Origin of the sequence: Amycolatopsis cihanbeyliensis, assembly GCF_006715045.1 — a bacterium.
Classification (GTDB): Bacteria; Actinomycetota; Actinomycetes; order Mycobacteriales; family Pseudonocardiaceae; genus Amycolatopsis; species Amycolatopsis cihanbeyliensis.
This window is the reverse complement of record NZ_VFML01000001.1, coordinates 2,310,677-2,334,392: the sequence shown is the minus strand read 5'-3', so window position 1 is coordinate 2,334,392 and position 23,716 is coordinate 2,310,677. Positions and strand designations below refer to the sequence as shown.

The 23,716-nt window shown below is 71.6% G+C and carries 24 protein-coding genes; 17 read left to right on the top strand and 7 right to left on the bottom strand.

The window, feature by feature from the left end; translation table 11 throughout:
* Nucleotides 1–837 (top strand): alpha/beta fold hydrolase, encoded by an 837-nt coding sequence (locus FB471_RS10270; protein ID WP_141997248.1) that lies wholly within the window; start codon nt 1–3, stop codon nt 835–837.
* Here the strand turns inward: FB471_RS10270 and FB471_RS10265 are convergent.
* The 5 genes from FB471_RS10265 to FB471_RS10245 form a co-directional block, all read right to left on the bottom strand.
* Nucleotides 815–2,137, bottom strand: coding sequence for a nucleobase:cation symporter-2 family protein (locus tag FB471_RS10265; RefSeq protein ID WP_141997246.1), 1,323 nt, complete (start codon nt 2,135–2,137; stop codon nt 815–817). The two genes, FB471_RS10270 and FB471_RS10265, sit on opposite strands and share 23 nt — an antisense overlap.
* A 197-nt stretch (nt 2,138–2,334) precedes the next feature.
* On the bottom strand, nt 2,335–3,222 hold the full coding sequence (gene pucL / locus FB471_RS10260) for a factor-independent urate hydroxylase (RefSeq protein WP_141997244.1): 888 nt from the start codon (nt 3,220–3,222) through the stop codon (nt 2,335–2,337).
* 2 nt (nt 3,223–3,224) lie between these two features.
* Complete coding sequence (uraH, locus tag FB471_RS10255) at nt 3,225–3,548, bottom strand: hydroxyisourate hydrolase (protein WP_141997242.1); 324 nt, start codon at nt 3,546–3,548, stop codon at nt 3,225–3,227.
* 76 nt (nt 3,549–3,624) lie between these two features.
* Nucleotides 3,625–4,146: a 2-oxo-4-hydroxy-4-carboxy-5-ureidoimidazoline decarboxylase gene (locus FB471_RS10250; RefSeq protein ID WP_246076334.1), complete on the bottom strand. Its 522-nt coding sequence runs from the start codon at nt 4,144–4,146 to the stop codon at nt 3,625–3,627.
* 107 nt (nt 4,147–4,253) lie between these two features.
* On the bottom strand, nt 4,254–4,727 hold the full coding sequence (locus FB471_RS10245; protein WP_141997240.1) for a helix-turn-helix domain-containing protein: 474 nt from the start codon (nt 4,725–4,727) through the stop codon (nt 4,254–4,256).
* A gap of 97 nt (nt 4,728–4,824) precedes the next feature.
* Here FB471_RS10245 and FB471_RS10240 point away from each other — a divergent pair, with 97 nt between their 5' ends.
* Genes FB471_RS10240 through alc form a run of 5 tightly spaced genes read left to right on the top strand, consistent with a single transcriptional unit; the run spans nt 4,825 to nt 10,586 of the window.
* Nucleotides 4,825–5,640 (top strand): hydroxypyruvate isomerase family protein, encoded by an 816-nt coding sequence (locus FB471_RS10240; RefSeq protein WP_141997238.1) that lies wholly within the window; start codon nt 4,825–4,827, stop codon nt 5,638–5,640.
* Nucleotides 5,640–6,515, top strand: a complete 876-nt coding sequence (locus FB471_RS10235; RefSeq protein WP_141997237.1) for a 2-hydroxy-3-oxopropionate reductase — start codon at nt 5,640–5,642, stop codon at nt 6,513–6,515. The genes FB471_RS10240 and FB471_RS10235 overlap by 1 nt, the downstream gene beginning before the upstream one ends.
* 12 nt (nt 6,516–6,527) lie before the next feature.
* Complete coding sequence (gene gcl / locus FB471_RS10230) at nt 6,528–8,222, top strand: glyoxylate carboligase (protein WP_141997235.1); 1,695 nt, start codon at nt 6,528–6,530, stop codon at nt 8,220–8,222.
* 13 nt (nt 8,223–8,235) lie between these two features.
* Nucleotides 8,236–9,573: an allantoinase AllB gene (gene allB / locus FB471_RS10225; protein WP_141997232.1), complete on the top strand. Its 1,338-nt coding sequence runs from the start codon at nt 8,236–8,238 to the stop codon at nt 9,571–9,573.
* 11 nt (nt 9,574–9,584) lie between these two features.
* Nucleotides 9,585–10,586: an allantoicase gene (gene alc, locus FB471_RS10220; RefSeq protein ID WP_141997230.1), complete on the top strand. Its 1,002-nt coding sequence runs from the start codon at nt 9,585–9,587 to the stop codon at nt 10,584–10,586.
* A gap of 21 nt (nt 10,587–10,607) precedes the next feature.
* Here the strand turns inward: alc and FB471_RS10215 are convergent, their stop codons facing one another.
* Both FB471_RS10215 and FB471_RS10210 read right to left on the bottom strand, forming a co-directional pair.
* Complete coding sequence (locus FB471_RS10215; RefSeq protein WP_141997228.1) at nt 10,608–11,279, bottom strand: (2Fe-2S)-binding protein; 672 nt, start codon at nt 11,277–11,279, stop codon at nt 10,608–10,610.
* A 140-nt stretch (nt 11,280–11,419) separates the two neighbouring features.
* Nucleotides 11,420–12,289: a putative RNA methyltransferase gene (locus FB471_RS10210; RefSeq protein ID WP_141997226.1), complete on the bottom strand. Its 870-nt coding sequence runs from the start codon at nt 12,287–12,289 to the stop codon at nt 11,420–11,422.
* Between the two features lie 284 nt (nt 12,290–12,573).
* Here FB471_RS10210 and FB471_RS10205 point away from each other — a divergent pair, with 284 nt between their 5' ends.
* The 11 genes from FB471_RS10205 (at nt 12,574) to FB471_RS10155 (ending at nt 23,711) form a co-directional block, all read left to right on the top strand.
* Entirely contained in the window at nt 12,574–13,863 is a 1,290-nt protein-coding gene (locus FB471_RS10205) for an ammonium transporter (protein ID WP_141997224.1), read from the top strand.
* Nucleotides 13,860–14,198 (top strand): P-II family nitrogen regulator, encoded by a 339-nt coding sequence (locus FB471_RS10200; RefSeq protein WP_141997222.1) that lies wholly within the window; start codon nt 13,860–13,862, stop codon nt 14,196–14,198. The genes FB471_RS10205 and FB471_RS10200 overlap by 4 nt, the downstream gene beginning before the upstream one ends.
* 8 nt (nt 14,199–14,206) lie before the next feature.
* Nucleotides 14,207–16,579, top strand: a complete 2,373-nt coding sequence (locus tag FB471_RS10195; protein ID WP_246076333.1) for a [protein-PII] uridylyltransferase — start codon at nt 14,207–14,209, stop codon at nt 16,577–16,579.
* Nucleotides 16,580–16,658: 79 nt separating this feature from the next.
* Nucleotides 16,659–17,021 carry a hypothetical protein gene (locus FB471_RS10190; protein ID WP_141997220.1) on the top strand — a complete coding sequence of 121 codons (363 nt, stop codon included), beginning with the start codon at nt 16,659–16,661 and terminating at the stop codon, nt 17,019–17,021.
* A gap of 63 nt (nt 17,022–17,084) precedes the next feature.
* Nucleotides 17,085–17,945: a non-homologous end joining protein Ku gene (gene ku, locus FB471_RS10185; protein ID WP_141997218.1), complete on the top strand. Its 861-nt coding sequence runs from the start codon at nt 17,085–17,087 to the stop codon at nt 17,943–17,945.
* A gap of 514 nt (nt 17,946–18,459) precedes the next feature.
* Nucleotides 18,460–20,004 (top strand): signal recognition particle protein, encoded by a 1,545-nt coding sequence (ffh, locus tag FB471_RS10180; protein ID WP_141997216.1) that lies wholly within the window; start codon nt 18,460–18,462, stop codon nt 20,002–20,004.
* 3 nt (nt 20,005–20,007) lie between these two features.
* Nucleotides 20,008–21,078, top strand: a complete 1,071-nt coding sequence (locus FB471_RS10175) for an amidohydrolase family protein (RefSeq protein ID WP_170220768.1) — start codon at nt 20,008–20,010, stop codon at nt 21,076–21,078.
* Between the two features lie 170 nt (nt 21,079–21,248).
* Nucleotides 21,249–21,950 (top strand): CPBP family intramembrane glutamic endopeptidase, encoded by a 702-nt coding sequence (locus FB471_RS10170; RefSeq protein ID WP_142001720.1) that lies wholly within the window; start codon nt 21,249–21,251, stop codon nt 21,948–21,950.
* A 61-nt stretch (nt 21,951–22,011) separates the two neighbouring features.
* A complete protein-coding gene (locus tag FB471_RS10165; RefSeq protein ID WP_141997212.1) occupies nt 22,012–22,821 on the top strand; it encodes a CPBP family intramembrane glutamic endopeptidase in 810 nt (269 codons plus the stop codon).
* Between the two features lie 177 nt (nt 22,822–22,998).
* A complete protein-coding gene (gene rpsP, locus FB471_RS10160; protein ID WP_141997210.1) occupies nt 22,999–23,475 on the top strand; it encodes a 30S ribosomal protein S16 in 477 nt (158 codons plus the stop codon).
* Nucleotides 23,472–23,711 (top strand): RNA-binding protein, encoded by a 240-nt coding sequence (locus FB471_RS10155; RefSeq protein WP_141997208.1) that lies wholly within the window; start codon nt 23,472–23,474, stop codon nt 23,709–23,711. Before rpsP ends, FB471_RS10155 begins: the two co-directional genes overlap by 4 nt.
* Nucleotides 23,712–23,716: the final 5 nt, after the last annotated feature.

The following is a 23,716-nucleotide window of genomic DNA, read 5'->3' as shown; positions in this document are numbered from 1 at the left end:
ATGGCCGAGGTCGAGCTGTCCGCGGGTCCGATCGAGTATCAGGACACCGGTGGTGACGGTCCGGTGCTGCTTCTGCTGCACGGCGTCACGATCAACGGCTCGGTCTGGCGCAACGTGGTGTCCGGCCTGCGCGCGGACTACCGGTGCGTCACGCCGACCCTGCCGCTCGGGGCGCACCGTACGCCGATGAAACCGGAGGCCGACCTGTCCCTGCGCGGGATGGCGCTGCTGGTCGAGGAGTTCCTGGAGCGGCTGGATCTGCACGAGGTGACCCTGGTGCTGAACGACTGGGGCGGCGCGCAGATCCTGCTCGCCGAGGGGCGCACCGAGCGGATCGCCCGGGTGGTGCTCACCGCCTGCGAGGCCTTCGACAACTACCCGCCGGGGCTGCCCGGCCGCGTGCTCGACCTGGTGCTCAGGGTGCCGGGCGGTACGGCCCTGCTGATGAAGGCGTTGCTGCACCTTCCGCCGCTGCGGCGAGCGCCCGGTGCGTGGGGTTGGATGTCCAAACGGCCGGTGCCGGACGAGGTGATCCGCGGCTGGTTCCGTCCCGCGGCCACCAACGCGGAGATCCGCAGGGACCTCGCCAAGTACGCGCTGTCGGTGCCGCCGAGGGAAACACTGCTGGACTGGGCGTGGCGGATGCGTTCCTTCGACCGCCCGGTGCTGATCGTGTGGGCCACCGAGGACAAGCTGATGCCGCTGGAGCACGGGCACCGGCTGGACACCCTGTTCCCGAACGCGTCGATCGTGGAGGTCGACGGCAGCTACACCCTCGTCCCGGAGGACCAGCCGGAGCTGCTCACCGAGTTGCTCAGGGAGTTCGTTCCGCGGTAGCGCGCTCGCCGAACAGCAGGTTGAGCACGACCGCGGCGACGCATCCCGCGCTGATCCCGGAGTCCAGCACGGTCCGCACCGCGGAGGGGAAGTCCGCATAGAACTCCGGCGCCGCTATCGGGATCAGGCCGATGCCCAGCGAGGCGGCGACGATCGTGATGTTCGCCGGCCGATCGAAGGACGCCTTGGCGAGGGTTCGCAGCCCGCTCACCGCCACACTCCCGAACAGCACCAGCCCGGCGCCGCCGAGTACCGGATGCGGCACCAGCGCGACGATCCCGCCGGTCACCGGGAACATGCCCAGCAGCACCAGTACCGCCCCGCTGGTCGCCACCACGTACCGGCTGTACATCCTGGTCAGCGCCACCAGCCCGACGTTCTGCGCGAAGGCCGTGCAGGCGAAGCCGCCGAACACGGTGGCGGCCGCGGTGGCGAACCCGTCGGCGCGCAGGCCGTCGGCGAGGGTCTTCTCCCCGGTCGGCCGCCGCACGATCTCGCCGAGCGCCAGCATGTCGGCGGTGCTCTCGGCCATCACCACCAGCATCACGATGGCCATCGAGACGATCGCCGCGATCTCGAACTCCGGGGCGCCGAAGTGGAACGGGCTCGCGATGCCGAAGGCGGGGGCCTCGGCCAGCGCGCCCGGGTCGACCTCGCCGAGTGGCCAGGCCAGCAGGGTGCCGGCCACCAGTCCGAGCAGCAGCGCGATCCGGCTGAGGAACCCGGCGAGGAAGCGGTTGAGCGCCAGCACCGCGAGCAGGGTGAACCCGGCCAGCAGCAGCCCGGTGGGCCGCACCGTGTCCCGCTGGTCGGCGATCCAGCCGACCGCGACCGGCAGCAGCGACACCCCGATCAAGGTGATCACCGTGCCGGTGACCAGCGGCGGGAAGAACCGGGTGAGCCGGGAGAAGAACGGCGCGGCCAGTACCACCAGCGCGCCGCCGACCAGCGTGGCACCGTAGACCACGCCGAGCGATCCGCCGGTCCCGTGCTGCTCCACGATCGCCAGCACCGGCGCCACCGTCGCGAAAGTCACGCCGTTCACCAGCGGCAACCGCGCGCCGAACCGCCACACCCCCAGCGTCTGCAGCAGCGTGGCCAGGCCCGCGGTGAACAGGCTCGCGCTGATCAGCAGGCTGAGCTGACCCGCGTCCAGCCCCACCGCCGCGCCGATGATCAAGGGGGGAGCGACCACCCCCGCGTACATCGCCGCGACATGCTGTACCCCGCCGAGCAGTAACTGCCCGGCGGGCGGCTTCGCGTCGACCGGATGTATGGCCGGTTCCGCGGTGGTGGCCATGGCAGCCTCCCCAGTTTCGGTACGGGAACAGCAAACTCGCCAACGCAGGCGGCAAACTCGCCAACGCAGGCGGCAAACTCGCCAACGCAGGCGGCAAACTCGCCTACGTGGAGGGCCAACACGCTGGACGCGGCGTGTTGGCCGCTCAGGTAACCGTGTTTGCTGCTCAGGTAACCGAGTTGGCTGTTGGCGGACGGTCAGAAGGCGTCGGTGTGCCAGGCGGGGCCGGGGTCCGGCGCGCCCTCGCGCAGGACGCTGCCCTCGATCAAGCCGTACGGCCGGTCGGCGGCGTGGAAGACCTCGTTGTCGTTGGTGAGGCCGAAAGGGGAAAGGTCGACCAGGAAGTGGTGCTTGTTCGGGAGCGAGAGGCGCACCTCGGCGACCTCCGCCCGCTCGCGCAGCACCGCCTCGCCCATCGCGTACAACGTTTGCTGCAGGGAGAGGCTGTGCTGGGTGGCGAAGGTCTCCAGCAGGATGCGGCGGATCTCCGGGAAGCTCGCGCCCCAGTCCACGCCCAGCCCGGTGTGGCGCCAGCGGGCGGTGACTGCGGTGGCCAGGACGCGGTCCGTGGTCTCGGCGAGGGTGGTGTAGCGGTCCCGCGGGAAACCGTGGAACTCCGAGCCGGTGGACTTCAGCACCACCAGGTCGGTCAGGCCGGAGACCACCCAGGCGTCACCGTCCCGCACGGTCACCGCGGTGGTGCGCCGCTCCGAACCGGCGCGGGAGAAGGCGTGGTCCTGCGGGCTACCGCCGGCCTCGATCCGGTCCCAGCCGTGTTCCTCGATCAGTATCCGCGCGCCGGTGATGTGCTCGAAATCGGCCACGAAGTGCCGGCCCAGCCGCAGCGCGAAGTCCTCGATCTCGCCGACCGGTTCCTCCTTGGCGAAGGCGTACACGGTGTTCTTCTGCGTGTCCGTGGCGACGACCGCGGAGTTGTCCCCGGAAAGGTGTGTCGCCGCGAGGTCGCCGCGTAGCGCGGTGGACACCGTGAGGTCCTTGAGGTGGTGCGTCGGCCCGTCCCTGCGCACGGTGACCAGCCGGACCTCGGCCTTGCCGTACTGGTTGGGTCCCAGGGTGATGCCCACGGTCAGCTCCCTCGGTAGGTGGAGAAGGCGAACGGGCTGAGCAGGATCGGCACGTGGTGGTGCGCCTGCCCGTCGGTGATCCGGAAGCACACCGTGACCTCCGGGAAGAAGGCCCGCTCGCCGTGATAGGCGGCGGTGTCGAAGACCAGCCGGTACACGCCTTCCGGTAGGTGGTCAGGGCCGAGTTCGCGGGCGCGGCCGTCCTCGTCGGTGCGGGCGGAGGCGAGGGTCTCCCAGTCCTCGCCGCGGGACTCCAGCCGGACCGGCACCCCGGCGGCCGGTCGCCCGGCCGCGGTGTCCAGTACGTGGGTGGTCACGAGACTCATGGCTCGACTTCTCCTCGCTGCGCTCCTCGGCCCGTGGGCCGGACCTGCGATGCTCGCTCGTCGTCGCCTTCGCGACTCATGCCTCGGCTCCTTCACTCATCGGGCGTACCGCCTTTCCCAAGCGCAGCCGTGCGATCTCGATCAGCTCCCTGCCGGCGACCGCCAGCTCGGTACCGGGCTCGTTGGCCAGTCGCGCCCGCAGGTCGGCGAGCAACTCGGCGCCGTCCCGGCCGCTCGCGCACACCAGGTACACGTGGCCGAACCTGCGCTCGTACTCGAGGTTGGCGGCACGGAACGACTCCGCGGTCTCGTCATCCACACCGGACTGCTCGGCGGCCGACCAGCTCGCGGTGCGCACCCGCGCACCGATCCGCGGGTGCGCCTTCATCGCGCCGCGGATCTCGTCCGGCAGCAGGGGCGCCGCGGCGTCCGCCGCGTCCAGCAACGCCCGGTGGTCGGGGTAGGGCCGCCCGGCCAGTACCGCATCCACCCAGCGCCGCACCGCAAGGCATTCGGTGAGCAGTGGCCGCAGTCGCTCCGGATCGGCGGTGTTGAACTCGGCCAGCCCCAGCGGGTTCGCCTGCGAAGAAGATGACATCGCGACAACCAGTTTTCTATATCGCGGAAACGAAATTCTGGTTTTCGAGAACAGTACGACCGGCTCGGGCGGTCGTCAACACTTTGTTGAAAACGATCTTGTGTGGCTCAGGGGTCCTCCCGGTTCAGGTAGTTGTACACGGTGAACCGGGTGACGCCGAGCGACTCCGCGACCGCGGCCACGGATTTGCGTAGCTGGAACGCCCCGCGCTCGTCCAGTAACCGGACCGCCCGCTGCTTGCCCGCCCGGTCCAGCTCGGCCAGCGGGCTGCCCAGCTCGGCCTCGACCTCGTGCACGAACCGGTCGAGCACGCTGGCGGGCTCCGTCGCGGTCGGGGATCCCTCGCCCTCCCGGCGCAGGCGCAGGGTCAGCCGGGTGGCGCCCCCGTCCAGCGCCGCCCGCGCGATCGCGGGCAGGGCGTCCAGCACGGCCTCCCGCTCGCCGCGCGCGGCCGTGCCGAGCGGCCCGAAATCCGTGGTCAGCCCGGCCAGGGTCGCCGCCCGCTCGGCACGTACCGCGTGGTCCGGCGGCTCGCCCTCGCCGCGGAACGGCTCGCTCGTGAACTCGACTTCCAGCTCCACGCGGGAACGGTATCCCGTTGACGAGACCTCAGCCACAGCGCTACTGTCGTCATGTGAAATCAAGTTTTCGTATTACGAAATGACTGCGAGGTGCCGGATGAGCGAACCGGGTCACGACCTGCGCTACGACGTGAACCTGTCGGTCCTGTTCACCGAGTTACCCCTGCTGCGCAGGCCCGCGGCGGCCAGGGCGCTGGGCTTCGACGCGGTCGAGTTCTGGTGGCCGTTCACGCGCGCGGCTCCCGGCGACAGGGAGGTCACCGAGTTCGCCCGCGCGGCCAATGACGCCGGAGTCACGCTGGTCGGGTTGAACTTCTTCGCCGGAGATATGGCCGGCGGTGATCGCGGGCTGCTGTCCTGGGCCGGCAGGGAATCCGAGTTCGCCGACAGCGTGGACATCGCGATCGGGCTCGGCGAGCAGTTGGGCTGCCGGTGCTTCAACGCGCTGTACGGCAACCGGATCGAGGGAACAACACCATCCACACAGGACGATCTGGCGCTGGCGAACCTCGACCTCGCGGCGACCGCGGCGGCGCGGATCGGCGCGCGGGTGGTGCTGGAACCGCTGTCCGGGGCGCCCCGGTACCCGCTGCGCACCGTGGCCGACGCGCTGGCGGTCGTGGACAAGGCGGGCCGGGACAACGTGTTCCTGCTCGCCGACCTCTACCACCTCGCCGTCAACTCCGACGACCTGGACGCGCTGGCCGCCGAGCACGGCTCGCGCATCGGCCATGTGCAGATCGCCGACGCACCCGGGCGCAACGAGCCGGGCACCGGATCGCTGGACATCCACCGCCACCTCGCCGCGCTGGAGGCCGCCGGATACCGGGGATTCGTCGGCCTGGAGTACAAGCCGAGCGGACCCAGCTCGGAGTCGTTCGGATGGCTTTCGCACGAAAGAAGGGGACTGTGATGACGAACGTGGGATTCATCGGGCTCGGCATCATGGGCGGCCCGATGGCCGGTCACCTCGCCGCGGCCGGGCACGTGGTCGCCGGCTACGACCTCAGTACGGAGGCGGTGGACAAGCTGCGTTCCGTGGGCGGGCGCGTCGCGGGCAGCGTGGCCGACACCGTGGCCGGCGCCGATGTGGTGATCACCATGCTGCCCAACCACCCGCAGGTCGAGCAGGTCGCGCTCGGCGCGGGCGGGGTGCTGGAGGTCGCCAAACCGGACACCCTGCTGATCGACATGAGCACGATCCGGCCGGAGACCTCGGTGGAGCTGGCGAAGGTCGGAGCCGAGCGGGGCGTGCGGGTGCTGGACGCGCCGGTCTCCGGCGGCGAGGCCGGGGCGAAGCAGGCCGCACTGTCCATCATGGTCGGTGGCGAGGGGGGAGACTTCGCCGCGGCGAAGCCGCTGTTCGACTCGCTCGGCACGACCGTCGCGCACGTCGGACCACATGGTGCGGGCCAGGTGGTCAAGGCCGCGAACCAGCTCGTGGTCGGCGGGACCTACGGTCTGGTCGGCGAGGCGATCGTGCTGCTCGAGGCCTCCGGGGTGGACGCGGCCACCGGCCTGGACGTGCTGGCGGGCGGTCTGGCGGGCAGCCGGATCCTGGAGCTGAAACGCGAGTCGATGGTGGCCCGCCGGTTCGAGCCGGGATTCCGGATCGACCTGCACCACAAGGACATGGGCATCGCACTGGCCGCCGCGCGCCAGGCCGAGGTGTCCCTGCCGCTGACCGGCCTGGTCGCCCAACTCGTCGCGGCGGCACGGGCGATGGGCAACGGCTCACTGGACCACTCCGCGCTGCTCACCGTCACCGAGCAGCTTTCCGGCCGATAAGCGGGAGAGACCATGCCGAGAGTTCCGGCCATGCAGGCCGTTGTCGACGTGCTCGCCAGCGAGGGGGTGGACACCGCTTTCGGGTGTCCCGGCGCCGCCATACTCCCGCTCTACCAGGCGCTCCAGGGCAGCGGGGTCGAGCATCTGGTGGTGCGGCACGAGGAAGGTGCCACGCACATGGCCGACGGCTGGGCGCGCACCACGGGAAACGTGGGCGTGGCCATCGGCACCTCGGGACCCGCGGGCACGAACATGATCACCGGGCTGTACACCGCGCAGGCGGACTCCATCCCGATCCTGTGCATCACCGGCCAAGCCGTGTCGACAAAGCTCCATCAGGAGGCCTTCCAGGCGGTGGACATCGTCGAGATCGCCAAGCCGGTGACCAAATGGGCGGTCCAGGTGAGGGAGGCGGCACAGGCGCCCTGGATCTTCCGCGAGGCGTTCCGGATCGCCCGCTCCGGCCGCCCAGGGCCGGTCCTCATCGACCTCCCGCTGGATGTGCAGCGGCAGGACATCGAGTGGGACTCCAGCATCGACGCCCCGCTGCCGGTGGCAGCCGTGCTCCCGCAACCGGCGAGGGTGGAACGCGCTCTGGACCTGCTGCTCGCGGCGCAGCGGCCGTTGATCCTCGCCGGCGGCGGCGTGGTGCTCGGCGAGGCGAGCGAGCGGCTGCGCGCGGTGGCCGAGCGGCTCGGCATCCCGGTGGGGGTGACCCTGATGGGCAAGGGCACCTTCCCCGAGGACCATGAGCTGTTCGCCGGGATGGCCGGGATCCAGACCTCCCAGCGCTGGGCCAACGCCGCCTTCCTCGAGTCCGATCTGGTGCTGGCGCTGGGTGCCCGGTTCGGCGACCGGCACACCGGGACGCTGGAGGTCTACCGGGGCGAGCGCACGTTCATCCACGTGGACATCGAGCCGACCCAGATCGGCAGGGTCTTCGGGCCGGATCTCGGCATCGTCTCCGACACCGGGGCGTTCCTTGCCGAGCTGCTCGCCGCGGCGCGGCGTCGCGGCGCGCCGCGTGCGGGGCGGGCCTGGGTGCACCGGCTGACCGCGTTGAAACGGGAACTGCCCCGCAGGGCGGACTTCGACGAGGCCCCGATCAAGGCACCGCGAGTGTTCGCCGAGATCAACGACACCTATGGCGAGGACACCTACTTCGTCACCGCGATCGGGCTGTACCAGATCTGGTCCGGACAGTTCCAGCGCGCGCACAAGCCGCGGCACTACCAGGTGTGCGGGCAGGCGGGCCCACTCGGCTGGGAGATCCCGGCGGCGATCGGGGTGAAGAAGGCCCGCCCGGACGCCGAGGTGGTCGGCGTGGTCGGCGACTACTCCTTCCAGTTCCTGGTGGAGGAGCTCGCGGTGGCCGCGCAGTACGACGTGCCGTTCGTGCTGGTCATGCTGAACAACGAGTACCTCGGCCTGATCCGGCAGGCCGAGCTGGGGTACGGGATGAACTACCAGGTGGACATCCACTACGACAGCTACGGCACGGACAACGTCAAGATCATGCAGGCCTACGGCTGCTCGGGGACCCGGGTGCTGGAGGCGGGCGAGATCCGGCCCTCGCTGGAATGGGCCCGCAAGGAGGCCGAGCGGACCAGCCGCCCGGTGCTGGTGGAGGTCATGATCGAGCGCGAGGCCAACGCGGCGATGGGAACGGCTTTGGACAACGTGGTCGAGTTCGATCCGGTCACATGATTGAGTAGATCGTGTGACGGAACTTGATTTGGTCTTCCACGCGCGTCGAGCGGTGACCGCGGAAGGTGAGATCGCCTGCACGGTTGGTGTGGCGGGTGGTCGGATCGTGGCCGTGGAACCGTTCGACGCGGACCTCTCCGGTGGCCGCGTCGTCGAGCTCGGCCGCGACGCGGTCCTGCTTCCCGGGCTGGTGGACACCCACGTGCACGTCAACGACCCCGGTAGGCAGGAGTGGGAGGGTTTCGCGACGGCGACGAGGGCCGCGGCCGCGGGCGGCATCACCACCATCATCGACATGCCGCTGAACAGCCTGCCGCCGACCGTGGACCCCGCCTCGCTCGGCACGAAGCGGGCGGCGGCGGACGGTGCGGTGTACGTGGACGTCGGCTTCTGGGGCGGTGCGATTCCCGGCAAGCTGGACCAGCTCGCCGGGCTGCACGAGGCGGGGGTGTTCGGTGTCAAATGCTTCACCGTGGACTCCGGGGTCGAGGAGTTCCCTCCGCTGGACGGCGCTGGGCTGGCGGAGGCCTTCCGGATCGCCGCCGAGCTGGAGACGCCGCTGCTGGTGCATGCCGAGGACCACGGCGAGATCGAGCAGGCGCCGGCCGCGCAGGGCGACCGCTACGCCGACTTCCTGCGGTCCCGCCCGGCCGCGGCCGAGGACAGGGCGATCGCGCGGGTGGTCGAGCTGGCCGCGTCGACCGGCGCCAGGACGCACATCCTGCACCTGGCCTCCGCGGGCGCGCTCGGCACGATCGCCGAGGCACGGCGGGCCGGGGCGCCGCTGACCGTGGAGACCTGCCCGCACTACCTGAGCTTCACAGCCGAGGAGATCCCGGACGGGGCCACCCAGTTCAAGTGCTGCCCGCCGATCCGGGAGGCGGCCAACCGGGAGCTGCTGTGGCGCGCACTGGCCGGCGGCGTGATCGACAGCGTGGTCAGCGACCACTCACCGTGCACCGCGGAGCTCAAGTGCTTCGCCACCGGCGACTTCGGGAAAGCCTGGGGCGGCATCGCGAGCCTGCAACTCGGCCTGCCCGCGGTGTGGACCCAGGCACGGCAGCGCGGTTTCGGCCTCCCCGACGTGGTGCGCTGGATGGCCGAGGGGCCAGCACGGCAGGTCGGCCTGCGGCACAAGGGCCGGATCGCGCCAGGGCTCGACGCGGACCTGTGCGTGTTCGCGCCGGACGAGGCGTTCCTGGTGGACGCCACCACGCTGCACCACCGCAACCCGGTGAGCGCCTACCACGGCAGGCCGCTGTCCGGTGTGGTCCGCGGAACCTGGCTGCGCGGGGTCGAGGTCACCGGGGAACAGCCGCACGGCGACCTGCTGCGGCGCACGAAACACTAGAGAGGGTGCGAATGAGCGAACGTCCGGAGTGGACACGGGAACCGGATCTGGCCTCGCGGCGGTTCGGCGGCACCGTGATGTGGGCGAGCGACGAGCTGTTCGCGGAGAAGGAGAACCTGGTCAACCCGTGGACCCCGCGGCACCAGCCGGAGACCTTCGGGCCCAGGGGCCAGGTCTACGACGGCTGGGAGACCCGGCGCCGCCGGGACGGTGGCGAGGACCGGGCCGTGCTGCGGCTCGGGCTGCCCGGGGTGATCGCGGGCGTGGTGGTGGATACCGCGTACTTCAAGGGCAACTACCCGCCGTTCGTCTCGGTGGAGGCCTGCGCCGTCGAGGGCTACCCGGACGCGGGGGAACTCACCGGGTGGGAAACCCTGGTGGACCGGGCCCCGGTGTCCGGGCACACCGAGAACGTCCTCGCGGTCACCGCGGGGCGCCGCTACACCCACGTGCGGCTGACCATGCACCCGGACGGCGGCGTCGCCCGGCTGCGGGTGCACGGTACGCCGGTGCCCGACCCCGGGCTGCTCGACCCGGACGCGCTGGACCTGGCGGCACTGGAGAACGGCGGCCGGATCGTCGGGTGCAGCGACATGTTCTACTCCGCCCCGGACAACATGCTCGCGCCCGGCCTCGCCGCGCACCAGGCCGAAGGCTGGGAGACCGCGCGAAGGCGGGACGAGGGCAACGACTGGGCCGTCGTGCGGCTCGCCGGAGCGGGACTGGTGCGCTTCGCCGAGCTGGACACCAGCAACCTGCGCGGCAACGCGCCGGGCTGGGCGGCGCTGCACGGATCGATGGACCCCGCCGACCCGGACTCCTGGTTCGACCTGCTCGGCCGCACCCGCCTGCAACCGGACACCCGGCACCGCTTCGCCATCCCGCATTCCCGGGAGGCCACCCATGTCCGGCTGGACATCTACCCGGACGGGGGCCTGGCGCGACTGCGCCTGTTCGGCTTGCTCACCGAAGGCGGCCGCGACCAGCTCAGGCGTGCCCACGAAGCAGGGTGACCCTCCGCCCCGCCACCGCGGTCAGCCCAGGAGTTCGTGCAGGCGGCGGGCGCGCTCGGCGGGACGCTGGCGCGGGCAGCTCGTGCACTTCTCGCCGCCGGTGGCCTCGTAGATCAGGCAGCAGGAGCTGCGGCGCAGCACCCGGCTGCCGCCCACCTCGAGGTACCGCGGCGACGGGATCCGGTGCCCGATCGCGGACGCCAGCGGCGCGGCGAACCGGGTCCCCAGCTCCGGGTCCCCCGCCGCACCGCCTGCCCACAGCAGCCGGTTGCCGATCGAGTCGGCTGCGATGGCCCACAACGCGGGGGTGGCGGCACCGGTCAGCGCGGCAATCGCCCGCACGACGGGCTCGATGGTCCCGGCGAGAGCAGCGCCCAGCTCGGTGAGGTCCGCGCCGAGCACCCCGGTCGCGGAGGCCCCGCCGAACCGGCCGTCCGGGTGCAGGTGGAAGGTGGTCCGCTCGAGCCCCGGGTGCAACGCCGTCCCGGCCAGCACCAGCGACTCCAGCGCGGGCGCGACCAGCACCGAGGACGCCGAGTACCAGCGCACCGTACCGAGTACCCGGTCGTCGGCCCGCCCGTACATCCGCGCGGCCAGTCGCACGTCCTCGCGCAACCAGTCGGGGTCGGTGAGCACGGTCGCGGGCACGTCCCGCAGCGGCCGGCCCGCCACACTGCCGGTGTGCTGCGGCATCCGGGCCGCGATCCGCCGGTAAACCTCCTCCGGGCTGATGGCCCTACCTACCTTTCGTCCCGGCAGGCGTGGCCGCCCGCCGCATCCTCGCAGTCCCACCCCGCACGGTAGCTCAGCCGGGCGGGTACCTCGCCCTTCGGTCAGCGGGTCCTCGGCAGGTAGGTGGACACCTCGAAGGCGGTGGTGACCTCGATCGGCTCGGTGAGCGCGCCCAGCCGGTCGGCGAGCCCGTCCCGGTGCAGGTGGTGCGCGTTGGGCCCCATCAGCACCGCCCGCCGGGCGTCCGCGGGATCGAGCAACACCCCGCCGCCGCAGCTGGTCCGCTCGGCTGGCGTGAAGTACTCCGCCAGTGCGGTGTCCAGCCGTTCCCGCTTGTCCTCGTCCACGGCGAGCAGCCCGAGCCGCCCGGCGAGCTCCGCAAGGTGGTCCGGCCCGGGGGAGACCACCAGCAGCGCGCCGCCCGGCCGCAGCACCCGGTGGAACTCGGCGGCGTTGCGCGGCGCGAACACGTTCAGCAGGAGGTCGGCGACCCCCGTGCCGAGCGGCCACTCCTGCCACAGGTTCCACACGGCGGCGCCCGCGCGCGGATGCGCCCGTGCCGCCCTGCGCAGCGCGGCCGCCGAGACGTCAAGGGCAAGGCCGGTCGCCGCCGGCACCGCGTCCAGCACCCGTGCGAGGTAGTAGCCGGTGCCCCCGCCCGCGTCCAGCACGAGGCCGCCCCCGAGCAGGTCCGCGGCCCGGCCGGCGAGCACTTCGGCCAGCCGGGCGTAGTGCCCCGCGGCGAGGAACTCCGTGCGCGCGGCGACCATCTCCGCGGTGTCCGCCGTGCCCGCGTCCACCTTGGCGTGCAGCAGGTTCACGTAACCCTGCTTTGCCAGGTCGAAGGAGTGCCGGTTCGGGCAGCGCACCGCGCGCTCACCCGGGGAAAGTCGTTCCCCGCACACCGAGCAGCGCAGCGCGCGCAGTACCGCGGAGGGCAGCCGCGGCGCCCGCGTTCCGGTCGTGTTCATGGCCCTACCGTGCCGGTAGATACCAATCCGATCAAAAGTAGGCTGTTCCTGCTGGTCAGGCTCCTCGCCCGGGTCGGCCTACTTTCGCTCTCCTTGGGTATTCGACCATGACGTTTCGATAACGGACGAAACGACGGCCTGCGGAGAAACCTACCCGTAACACCGGTGACGGTTTGGTTCACAGTGCCGAAACGACGGACGTCATTCCGCGCAACACGGCTTTCCCATGCTTTGCGCCAATCGCGTTTACGCAAACCGCAGCAGTCGGCTCGAAGGAGGAAAGCGTGGAAGGGAACACGGCCTGGTTGCTCACCAGCGCCGCCCTGGTGTTGCTGATGACCCCGGGACTGGCGTTCTTCTACGGCGGCATGGTGCGCTCCAAGAGCGTGCTGAACATGCTCATGATGTGTTTCGGCGCGATCGGGCTCGTCGGGGTGCTGTGGATGCTCTACGGGTACTCGATGGCCTACGGCACCGATATCGCCGGCCTGCTGGGCAACCCGTTCGACTTCGTCGGACTGAGCGGCCTGATGACCCCGGAGGGTGACCCGACCGCGGGCAGCGTGGACGTGGCCTTCCAGGCGATGTTCGCGATCATCACGGTGGCGCTGATCGCCGGTGCCGTCGCCGACCGGATGAAGTTCAGCTCCTGGCTCGTCTTCGGCGGCCTGTGGGCGACCCTGGTCTACTTCCCCGTCGCGCACTGGGTGTGGGGCGACGGTGGCTGGATCGGCGAGATGGGCGCGCTGGACTTCGCCGGTGGTACCGCGGTGCACATCAACGCCGGCGCGGCGGCACTCGGCCTCGTGCTGGTCCTCGGCAAGCGGGTCGGCTGGCCACGGGAACCGATGAAGCCACACAACCTGCCGTTCGTGATGCTCGGCGCCGGCCTGCTGTGGTTCGGCTGGTTCGGGTTCAACGCGGGTTCCGCCTACGCGGCCGACGGGATCGCCGGCATCGCCTTCGTGAACACCCTGACCGCCACCTGCGCGGCGATGCTCGGCTGGCTGCTGCTGGAGCGGATCAGGGACGGGCACGCCACCAGCCTCGGCGCCGCCTCCGGCGTGGTGGCGGGCCTGGTCGCGATCACCCCGGCCTGCGCCTTCGTGGACACCTGGGGTGCGCTGGCGATCGGCGCCGTCGCGGGCTTCCTGTGCGCGCTGGCCGTCGGGCTGAAGTACCGCCTCGGCTACGACGATTCGCTGGACGTGGTCGGCGTGCACCTCGTCGGCGGTCTCGTCGGCACCGTGCTGCTCGGTTTCGTCGCCACCACCAGCGTCAACGCCGACGGTGCCGACGCGCTGTTCTACGGCGGCGGCGCCGGGGTGCTCGGTACGCAGGTGATCAGCGCCGTGGTGGTGATGATCTACTCCGCGGTGGTCGCCGCTCTGCTCGGCCTGGTCATCAAGGTCACGATGGGTGCCAGGGTGTCCACCGAGGACGAGACGGTCGGCATCGACGAGGCGGAGCACGCCGAGACGGCCTACGAGTTCGGCGGTGCCCGCGGCCGCGGCGTCACGTCCGGCGCCGGCGTCTCCGGCGCCGCGAAGAAGCTGGAGGAGACCAAGTCATGAAGCTGATCACGGCGATCGTCAAGCCGTTCACCCTCGACGACGTGCGCTCGGCGCTGGAACAGCTCGGTGTGCTCGGCATGACGGTGAGCGAGGTGCAGGGTTACGGGCGGCAGAAGGGCCACACCGAGGTCTACCGCGGCGCCGAGTACGCCGTGGACTTCGTCGCCAAGCTGCGGGTCGAGGTGGTGACCGACGACACCGCGGTGGAGAAGGTCATCGAGGCGATCGTCAACGCGGCGCACACCGGCAAGATCGGCGACGGCAAGGTCTGGGTGACGCCGGTGGACACGGTGATCAGGGTGCGTACCGGCGAGCGCGGCACCGACGCGCTGTAGGTACGGCCGTGGCGCAGGGGGTGGGCCCCCGGCACGGGGGCGGACAGGACGCCGTGGGGCTGGTCGAGGCGACCGGGCGACTGCTGGACGGCAAGCACCGGCACGGCAGGCCCGGAGCGGCCGCGCTGCGGGCGGCGCTGGTCGACCTGTACGAGTTCTGGCTGAGCAGGGCCGCGACGGCGGCCGGCGTGGACACCGCGCAACCCGGTGTCGCGCTGGTCGCCGTCGGCGGGCTCGGCAGGCGGGAGCTCGTCCCGTGCTCCGACCTCGACCTGGTGTTGCTGCACAACGGTAATCCCGGTGTCGGCGAGCTCGCCGACGCGCTCTGGTACCCGCTGTGGGATGCCAAGGTGGGGCTGGACCACGCCGTCCGGACCCCGGCCGAGGCGCTGCGGGTCGCCGCCGAGGACCTGCGTACCGCGCTCGGCCTGCTGGATGCCCGGCACCTCGCCGGCGATTCGGAGCTGACCGCGCGGCTGGTCACCGCGGCGAGGGACCAGTGGCGGCGCACCGCACGCAAACGCCTGCCGGAATGGGCGGTCGCGGCGCGGCGCCGATGGGAGCGCAGTGGCGAGATCGCCCAGTCGGCCGAGCCCGACCTCAAACACGGCAGGGGCGGCCTGCGCGACCTCGGTCTGCTGGACGCTGTCGCCGCGGCGCAGCTGGCCGACCGGCCCGGCGCGGAGCTGCGCGCCGCCAGGGAACTGTTGCTGGACGTGCGCACCGAGTTGCGCAGGGAACTGCGCAGGGACCGGGACGTGCTGGACGCCCCGGACGCAGCCAGGGTCGCCCCGGCACTGGACTTCGCCGACCGCTTCGCGCTGGCCCGCGAGCTGTCCGGGGCCGCGCGCACCGTGGCTTACGCGGTGGACGTCGCGTTGCGGTCCGCGGTGGAGCCACCGAGGTCCCGGTTCGGCAGGCGACCCAGCCGCACCCCGCTGGACGAGGGCGTGGTGCTGCACGGAAACGAGGTCGCGCTGGCCCGCGGGGCGGTGCCCGCCCGTGACCCGGTGCTGCTGCTGCGGGTCGCCGCGGCCTCGGCCCGCTCGGGACGGCCGATCGCCCTCGGCACCCTGCGCACGCTGGCGGACTCCGCGCCGGAACTGCGCACCCCCTGGCCACCGGGGGCGCGGCGGGCGCTGACCGCGCTGCTCGGCGCGGGGGAGGGGATGGTGGACGCCGTCGAGGCGCTGGACCGCACCGGCCTGTGGTCGCGGCTGTTCCCGGAATGGGGCGCCGTGCGCGACCTGCCGCCCCGGGAACCGGTGCACTCCTGGACCGTGGACCGGCACCTCGTGCGCACCTGCGTGGCGGCGGCGACGCTGACCACCACCGTGCCCCGGCCGGACCTGCTGCTGCTCGGCGCGCTGCTGCACGACATCGGCAAGGGACGCGAGGTCGACCACTCCGAGCTCGGCGCCGCCATCGCCGCGCAGGTCGCCGCCAGAATCGGTTTGTCCGATGTGGACGCGAAGCTGGTGACCGCGATGGTGCGGCACCACCTGCTGCTGCCGCACACCGCGACCAGGCGGGACATCGGCGATCCGGAGACCGTGCGCAGGGTGGTGGGCACCCTCGAGGCGGCCGCTGGGAGCGAGAGCGCCGCCCTGCTGGCACTGCTGCACGCGCTCACCAGGGCCGACTCCCTCGCCACCGGGCCGGGAGTGTGGACCGAGTGGAAGGCGGGCCTGCTCGCCGAACTGACCGCACGGTGCGGGCGACTGTTGCGAGGCCACGGATTCACCCCGCCCGAGCCGGTGGACGAGATCCAGCGCGAGCTGGTCGCCACCGCGGTCCGTTCCGGCACGGGGCAGATGCTGCTCAGCTCCGAGGGCAACGTGGCGACGGTGGTGCTTGCCGTGCCCGCGCGCGCCGAACTGCTCGCGCCCGCCGCCGGTGTCCTCGCGCTGCACTCACTCGAGGTGCACGAGGCGGTGCTGCGCACCCACGACGGCGGGCACGTCGGCGTGTTCACCGCCTCGCCCAAGTTCGGTTCCCTGCCCGATCTGACCCTGCTGCGCGAGCGGTTCGCCAGGGCGGTGGCCGGCGGGCTGGGTCTCGCCCAGCAGTTGGCGGCCAAGGAACGCGACTACCGCCCGGCTGGGCCGGCCGGCCCAGCCTGCCCCAGGGTCCTCTGGTTCGACGAGGAGGCCAGTGGCGCCAGCACCGTGGTGCTCGAGCTGCGTGCCCCGGACCGGATCGGCCTGCTGCACCGGGTGGCCGTCGCGCTACGGGCCTGCGCGGCGGAGGTGCACTGGGCCAAGGTCGCCACGCTCGGCGGGGCCGTGGTCGACTCTTTCGCCATCTCTCCCCTGGACGGCGGGCCGGACGCGGCCTGGCGGGACCGGGTGGAGAAGGCGGTGCTCGCCGCGGCGGGCTGAGCGAGGGTCCGGCGCCGGATGTGCCGCGGCCCGGGGTGTCGTGCGAGCGCCGCGGGCGGGCGGTGGCAGGATGTCCGCCATGCCCGAGACAGCGTCGGCTCTTCCCGCCACCGTGGTCGCGGCACACCTGGAGGCCTGCGCCGCCGAACTGGCCGCGGGTACGGCCGGGCGGCGGCCGGGCCCCAGCGTCGGCAGCGTGGCCGAGCTCGCCGAGGTGCTCCGGCTTCTGGTCGCCGGGCAGCGGCACCTCTCCGGCGCGCTGGAGCACCTGGCCGAGCGGGTACGGGACGGGGACGACTCCCGGCCGCCGGAGCAGGACGCGCTCGCCGCGGTACTGCGCGCGGCGGCCGAGGCCGCCGGGTACTCAGCCGACGCGCTGGCCGAGGGGGAGACCCCGCTGGGCAGGTTGCTGCGAACGGACGACGAGGACACCCGTTTGTAGCTGTCGGCGCCCGCGCCAGCGTCACTACGCTGACTATTTTGTGTCGCTGCGGGGAGGTAGCTCATGCGGGCTGTGTGGAAGGGCACGATCGGTTTCGGGACCTATGCGATCCCGGTCAGGGCATATGCCGCGACCGAGGAGCACGGCACGGGTCTGCACCAACTCCATCTCGCTGACGGAGGGCGGATCAGGAACAAGCGGGTATGCGAGCTGGACGGTGCCGAGGTGGAGGCCGCCGAGGTCGGCAAGGGCACCACGCTGCCGGGCGGCAGCGTGGTGCGGCTCACCGACGAGGACTTCGCCCGGCTACCGCTGCCGACCGCCCAGTCGATCGACGTCTGCGCCTTCGTACCGGTCGAGCAGATCGACCCGGTCTACTACGCGCGCAGCTACTTCCTCGAGCCGGAGGTGACCGGAACCAAGCCCTACGTGCTGTTCAGCGAGGCACTGCAGCAGTCGGGCAAGGTGGCCGTGGTGAAGGTCGCGCTGCGGCAACGGGAAACGCTGGCCACCCTGCGGGTGCGCGACCAGGTGCTCATACTCGAGACGATGTACTGGCCGGACGAGGTGCGCACCGCCGACTTCCCCTTCCTGCACGAGGATGTCGACCTGCGCCTGCCGGAACTGCGCGAGGCTGTCGAGCTGATCGACGGGCTGGCGGGCGACTTCGAGCCCGGCCAGTACACCGACTCCTACCAGGAGGCGCTGGACGCGCTGATCCAGGCCAAGGTCGAGGGCAGCGAGCTGGTGCAGCCGACCGAGCCCGTCCAGGACGAGGGCGTGACCGAGCTGCTGGCCGCGTTGCAGCGCAGCCACGAGGCGGTGGCGAACGCGAAGGCGGCCGCCGAGAAGGCCGCGCGGGCCAGGTCCTCGTCGAAGCGGGCCGCGAAGAAGTCCCGCACCGTCGCCGACTCCACCCGCTAGGTAAGACCCGGACCGGACGTTGAGTAGGAATACGTAGCTCTACTTGGGGGTCTTCACGCTGCCTGTACACCCCCCGTACCCGGCAGGCTGATGCCATCGCGTTGATGGCGCTCGCGAAGGCGAGACATCCGCCAGGTGCTGGGGGTCTGGCGGCGGTCCTGCTCCGTGGGTCGCTCGCGAGGCTCGGCCGCCCGGCCGGTCTGAAGAGGGAGCGGACCGGCCGGGCGGATCCCGGTCACCCGCCACCGCGGTCACCCCGGGACAATGGCGACTACCCTCGAGGGAGGCCGGTGGCACTTCCGGCCGAGGACGGCTATTCAGAAACGACCCAGCGACCGCGGGCCGCCAGGCCCATGGTCACCGCGGCGCGCAGCGCCACCGTGTGGGTGGTGGTGGGCGACGGGCGGGGGGTCGTTGCAGGTCGCAGCTCTGGTGAGGCAGGGTACGGGCCTGAATAGCCCGACTGTGGAATTGGACACCAGCTAAACGACGACCCGCTGGAGCGTGCACGCCCGTGTTCGACACCCTCTCCGATCGGCTCACGTCGGTCCTGCAGAACCTGCGCGGCAAGGGGAAGCTCTCCGACGCCGACATCGACGCGACCGCACGCGAGATCCGCATCGCACTGCTGGAAGCCGACGTCGCGCTGCCCGTGGTGCGCGAATTCATCGCACAGATCAAGCAGCGCGCCAAGGGGGCCGAGGTCTCCGCGGCGCTGAACCCGGCCCAGCAGGTCGTCAAGATCGTGAACGAGGAGCTCGTCGCGATTCTCGGCGGGGAGACCCGCAGGCTCAACCTGGCCAAGACCCCGCCGACGGTGATCATGCTCGCCGGTCTGCAGGGCTCCGGTAAGACCACGCTGGCTGGCAAGCTGGCGACGTGGCTGAAGAAGCAGGGCCACACCCCGCTGCTGGTCGCCTGTGACCTGCAGCGGCCGAACGCGGTGACCCAGCTCCAGGTGGTCGGCGAGCGCGCCGGGGTGCCGACCTTCGCGCCGGAACCGGGCAACGGGGTCGGCGATCCGGTGGACGTCGCGCGCAGGGCCATCGACGAGTCCCGCCGCGCCCAGCACGACGTGGTGGTCGTGGACACCGCGGGCCGCCTCGGTGTGGACGAGGAACTGATGCGGCAGGCCGCCGACATCCGGGACGCCGTGCAGCCGGACGAGACCCTGTTCGTGGTCGACGCGATGATCGGGCAGGACGCGGTGACCACGGCCGAGGCCTTCCGGGACGGCGTCGGGTTCACCGGTGTGGTGCTGACCAAGCTGGACGGCGACGCCCGTGGTGGTGCCGCGCTGTCCGTGCGCCAGGTCACCGGGCAGCCGATCCTGTTCGCCTCCAACGGGGAGAAGCTGGAGGACTTCGACGCCTTCCACCCCGACCGGATGGCAGGCCGGATCCTCGGCATGGGCGACATGCTCACCCTGATCGAGCAGGCTGAGCAGGCCTTCGACCAGGAGAAGGCGGAGCAGGCCGCGGCCAAGCTGGGCACCGGCGAGATGACCCTGGAGGACTTCCTCGACCAGATGCTCGCCGTGCGCAAGATGGGTCCGATCGGCAACCTGCTGGGCATGCTGCCCGGGGCCGGTCAGATGAAGGACCAGCTGGCCGGGGTGGACGACAACCACCTGGACCGGCTGCAGGCGATCATCCGCGGGATGACCCCCGCCGAGCGGGCCGACCCGAAGATGATCAACGCCTCCCGCCGGCAGCGGATCGCGCGTGGCTCGGGCGTGGCGGTGCGCGAGGTCAACGACCTGGTGAACCGGTTCTTCGAGGCCAAGAAGATGATGCAGCAGATGGCGGGCCGGTTCGGCTTCGGCGGCGGGCCCGGTGGCGGCAAGAAGAACCGCAAGGGCAAGAAAGGCAAGAAGGGCAAGGGGCGCGGCCCCACCCAGCCGAAGGTGCGTGGCGGCTTCCCCGGCGGGATGCCCGGGCTGCCGCAGGGCGGCGCGCAGGGTGGCGGGATGCCGGACCTGTCCCAGCTCGGCGGCGGACTGAACGACCTGCCGCCCGGATTCGACCCTTCCAAGATCAACCTGCCGAAGAACAAGTAGCCCGTGGTGCATCTGCACGGAGTGGTGCTGCCGGAGGGGCGGCAGCGGGATGTGTGGATCAGCGAGGGCCGGATCGGCTTCGAGCGCACCGAGGATGCCGAGACCCTGGTGCGGGACGGCTTCCTGGTGCCGGGCCTGGTCGACGCGCACTGCCATCCCGGCCTCGGCGCCGGGGGTGCGGTGTCCGTGGCCGAGGCCGAGGAGCAGGCCCGCACCGACCGGGACGCCGGAACCCTGCTCATCCGCGACTGCGGGGTGCCGATGGACAACCGGCCCCTGCAGCAGCGTGCGGACCTGCCGCGGATCATCCGCTGTGGCCGGCACCTCTCGCTGCCCAAGCGCTACATCCCCGGCCTCGGGCTCGACCTGGAGCATCCCGACCAGTTGCCCGAGGCGGTGGCCGAGCAGGCGGCCGACGGCGACGGCTGGGTGAAGCTCGTCGGGGACTGGATCGACCGCTCGGTGGGTGACCTCGCCCCGCTGTGGCCGGACGAGGTACTGGCCGAGGCGGTGAAGGTGGCGCACGAGGCCGGGGCGCGGGTGACCGCGCACGTGTTCGGTGAGGAGGCGCTGCCCGGCTTGGTCGGCGCCGGGATCGACTGCCTCGAGCACGGCACCGGCCTCGGCGAGGACCTGATCGCGGAGCTGGCGCGCCGGGGCGTCGCGCTGGTCCCGACCTTGGTCAACGTGCTGGAGAACTTCCCCGACATCGCCGACCAGGCGGGTAAGTACCCGAGCTACGCGGCGCATATGCGGGCGCTGCACGCCGGTGCGCGGGACACGGTGGCCGCGGCGCACGCGGCGGGGGTGCCGATCTACGCGGGCAGCGACGCGGGCGGCCTGGTCGCGCACGGCAGGGTGGTGGACGAGATCGAGGCCCTGCACCGTGCCGGGCTCACCGCCGAGCAGGCCCTCGGCGCCGCCTCCTGGGCCGCGCGCGAGTGGCTGGGCCACCCTTCCCTCACCGCGGGCGCACCGGCCGACCTCCTGGTTCTCGACGAGGATCCCCGGGAGAACCTCGCGGCCCTCCGCCGCCCCAAGGCGGTCATCCTCCGCGGCCGGGTCGTCGGTTGAGGGTGCGCGGAACCGGGCACTCGTAGCAGAGCGGTACGGTGCCGGGCACGGTCCGGTATCACCCGATCGCGGGGAGCCACCATGCGCGGTTGCCCGTTACGCTCGGCTGATTGGGAGGCGTGGTGGATCAGGAGCACGACCAGGGCGATCCACCTGCCGTTCGGGACGGCATGGTTCTGGGAGCCCATTGGGGTTTTCTCGCGTTCTTCACCGGAGTCGGCGGCTACTACCTGACCTCGCTGGTCCTGGCCGCCGTGCTGGTCGGCGGGTTCACCGGCACGAACATGCTGGACGTGCCCGAGATCGGCCCGGTGATCCTGGTGGTGTTCCTGCCGAACCTGGCCCTGGGCCTCGGCCCCGCGCTGGGTTCCTGGCTTCGCGGCCGCGGGCTGCGTGCCGAGTTCGGCCTGCTGCCGGACGTGCGGGACCTCAAGGTCGGCCTCGCCTGTGGCGGCTTCGCCCTGCTCACCGGGTACGTGTTGAACCTGCTGCTGATCGCCGTCTACGGCAGCGGGCGGGCATGGGAGGACCCGCTCAGCGAGGTGTCCGAGGGCCTCGGTGGCACGACCGTCTGGCTGCTGGTGACCGCGGCGATCGTCGTGCTGCTCGCACCGCTGACCGAGGAACTGCTGCTGCGCGGCGCGCTGTGGAAGGCACTGCGGCATCACCGCGTCCCCGCGTGGGTGATCCTGCTGCTGACCGCGCTGGTGTTCGCCTTGCTGCACGGCGAGTCGCACCGTACCGTCGCCCTGCTCGGACAGGGGGTGGCGATCGGCGCGGCCCGGCTGATCACCGGGCGGACGGGTGCGAGTCTCGTCGCCCATGCGGCGAACAACCTGCCGCCCGCGGTCCTGCTGGTCGCCGCTTCCTGACCGGCCGTCGCCGGCCATTAGGCTCGGCGCCGTCCCCGCTCGTACCCCTCGGAGGATCGGTGTGACCTTCTCGCAGTCAAGGGAACCGGTCCCCGGCCCCGAACCGGCAAACCCGGAGAATTCGGAGAACGACGCTGTGCGCAGTGCGGGGGAGACTTCGCCGCATCGCTGGGGTTTCGGCGCTTTCCTTCTCGTCGAAGCCGTGCTGCTGGCCTCGGCCGCCTTCGTGGGCGTGCTGCTGAGCGGGGCACGCACCGGCGAGTCGGTGCCGGTGCGCGACGTGCTGATCGGCACCATGACCCCCACCCTGATCGCCGCCGCGACCGCACTGCTGATCACCAGGGTGCGCGGGAACGGCCCGCTGCTGGACCTGCGGTTGTCCTGGCGATGGGACGACGTCCGCACCGGCCTGCGGTTCGGCATGCTCGGCGTGGTGTGCACCACGGTGGGCGCCTTCGTCTGGACCCAGGCGGTTGGCGAGGAGAACGCCACCTCGGCGATCAGCGCTCTGATCGAGGACCAGCCGATGTCGGTGACGGCCGCGGTGGTGATGTTCCTCTACCTGTGGCTGCTCGGGCCGATCTGCGAGGAGATCATCTACCGCGGCCTGCTCTGGGGCGCCGTGGAGCGGCTGAGCTGGGGCAAGGAGAGGACCGGCCGGATCGCCGCGTTCCTGCTCTCCACCGGCGTGTTCGCCGCCAGTCACCTCGAGCCCCTGCGCACCACGTTACTGCTGGTCATCGCGGTGCCGATCGGGTTGGCCCGGCTGGTGACGGGCCGGCTGCTCGGCAGCATCATCGCGCACCAGGTGAACAACTTCCTGCCCGCGCTCGCCATCCTGCTGACCGCGCTCGGCGTCGTCGCGCTGTGACTGGGCAGGGGTCGCGCACCGCGCGGCCCCGCGTCTGGCAGAATAGTCGACTGCCTGCTCCGGACGGGCCCTCTCACCGTGCCGGGAGCGACACCATGACCTGGGCGCCCATGTCCGTTTCCCCACTCGGATCGTGTGGCCTCGAGCACCGAGAGAACGCAAGGAGTACCCACACCCGTGGCCGTCAAGATCAAGCTGCAGCGCCTCGGCAAGATCCGCGCGCCGTACTACCGCATCATCGTCGCCGACGCGCGTACCCGGCGGGATGGCAAGGCCATCGAGACGATCGGCAAGTACCACCCGAAGGAAGAGCCGAGCTTCATCGAGGTCAACTCGGAGCGGGCGCAGCACTGGCTGAAGGTCGGCGCGCAGCCCACCGAGCCGGTGCAGCGCCTCCTGGAGATCACCGGGGACTGGCAGACGTTCAAGGGTCTGCCGGGCGCGGAGGGCACCCTCAAGGCGCCCGAGCCGAAGCCGACGAAGCAGGATCTGTTCAACGCCGCGCTCGCCGCGGCCGGTGAGGAGCCCACCACCGAGGCCACCACGCCCAAGAAGAAGGGCGGCGGCAGGAAGGCCGACAAGTCGGAGAAGTCCGACAAGGCCGAGCAGGCCGATGCCGCCGAGCCGGCCGAGAGCGAGAAGGCGGAGGCGTGAGCTTCCTCGCCGACTCCCTCGAGCATCTGGTGCGCGGCATCGTCGACAATCCCGACGAGGTGCGGGTGGAGCTGATCACCACCCGGCGTGGTCGCACCCTTGAGGTGCACGTCCATCCGGACGATCTCGGCAAGGTGATCGGAAGGGGCGGTCGGACCGCGACCGCGCTGCGCACCGTTATGGGCGGGATCGGCGGTCGGGGCGTCCGGGTCGACGTCATCGACACCGATCGCTAGCCCGG

Excerpts from the sequence above, each read along its gene's own strand:
- FB471_RS10250 (WP_246076334.1), bottom strand. The coding sequence starts at position 4,146 with ATGTCATCTTCTTCGCAGGCGAACCCGCTGGGGCTGGCCGAGTTCAAC.
- FB471_RS10215 (WP_141997228.1), bottom strand. The coding sequence starts at position 11,279 with ATGCCGCAGCACACCGGCAGTGTGGCGGGCCGGCCGCTGCGGGACGTG.
- FB471_RS10190 (WP_141997220.1), top strand. The coding sequence starts at position 16,659 with ATGCCCGAGACAGCGTCGGCTCTTCCCGCCACCGTGGTCGCGGCACAC.
- FB471_RS10200 (WP_141997222.1), top strand. The coding sequence starts at position 13,860 with ATGAAGCTGATCACGGCGATCGTCAAGCCGTTCACCCTCGACGACGTG.
- FB471_RS10210 (WP_141997226.1), bottom strand. The coding sequence starts at position 12,289 with ATGAACACGACCGGAACGCGGGCGCCGCGGCTGCCCTCCGCGGTACTG.
- ku (WP_141997218.1), top strand. The coding sequence starts at position 17,085 with ATGCGGGCTGTGTGGAAGGGCACGATCGGTTTCGGGACCTATGCGATC.
- gcl (WP_141997235.1), top strand. The coding sequence starts at position 6,528 with ATGCCGAGAGTTCCGGCCATGCAGGCCGTTGTCGACGTGCTCGCCAGC.
- FB471_RS10265 (WP_141997246.1), bottom strand. The coding sequence starts at position 2,137 with ATGGCCACCACCGCGGAACCGGCCATACATCCGGTCGACGCGAAGCCG.
- FB471_RS10235 (WP_141997237.1), top strand. The coding sequence starts at position 5,640 with ATGACGAACGTGGGATTCATCGGGCTCGGCATCATGGGCGGCCCGATG.
- FB471_RS10170 (WP_142001720.1), top strand. The coding sequence starts at position 21,249 with ATGGTTCTGGGAGCCCATTGGGGTTTTCTCGCGTTCTTCACCGGAGTC.
- FB471_RS10270 (WP_141997248.1), top strand. The coding sequence starts at position 1 with ATGGCCGAGGTCGAGCTGTCCGCGGGTCCGATCGAGTATCAGGACACC.
- alc (WP_141997230.1), top strand. The coding sequence starts at position 9,585 with ATGAGCGAACGTCCGGAGTGGACACGGGAACCGGATCTGGCCTCGCGG.
- uraH (WP_141997242.1), bottom strand. The coding sequence starts at position 3,548 with ATGAGTCTCGTGACCACCCACGTACTGGACACCGCGGCCGGGCGACCG.
- FB471_RS10240 (WP_141997238.1), top strand. The coding sequence starts at position 4,825 with ATGAGCGAACCGGGTCACGACCTGCGCTACGACGTGAACCTGTCGGTC.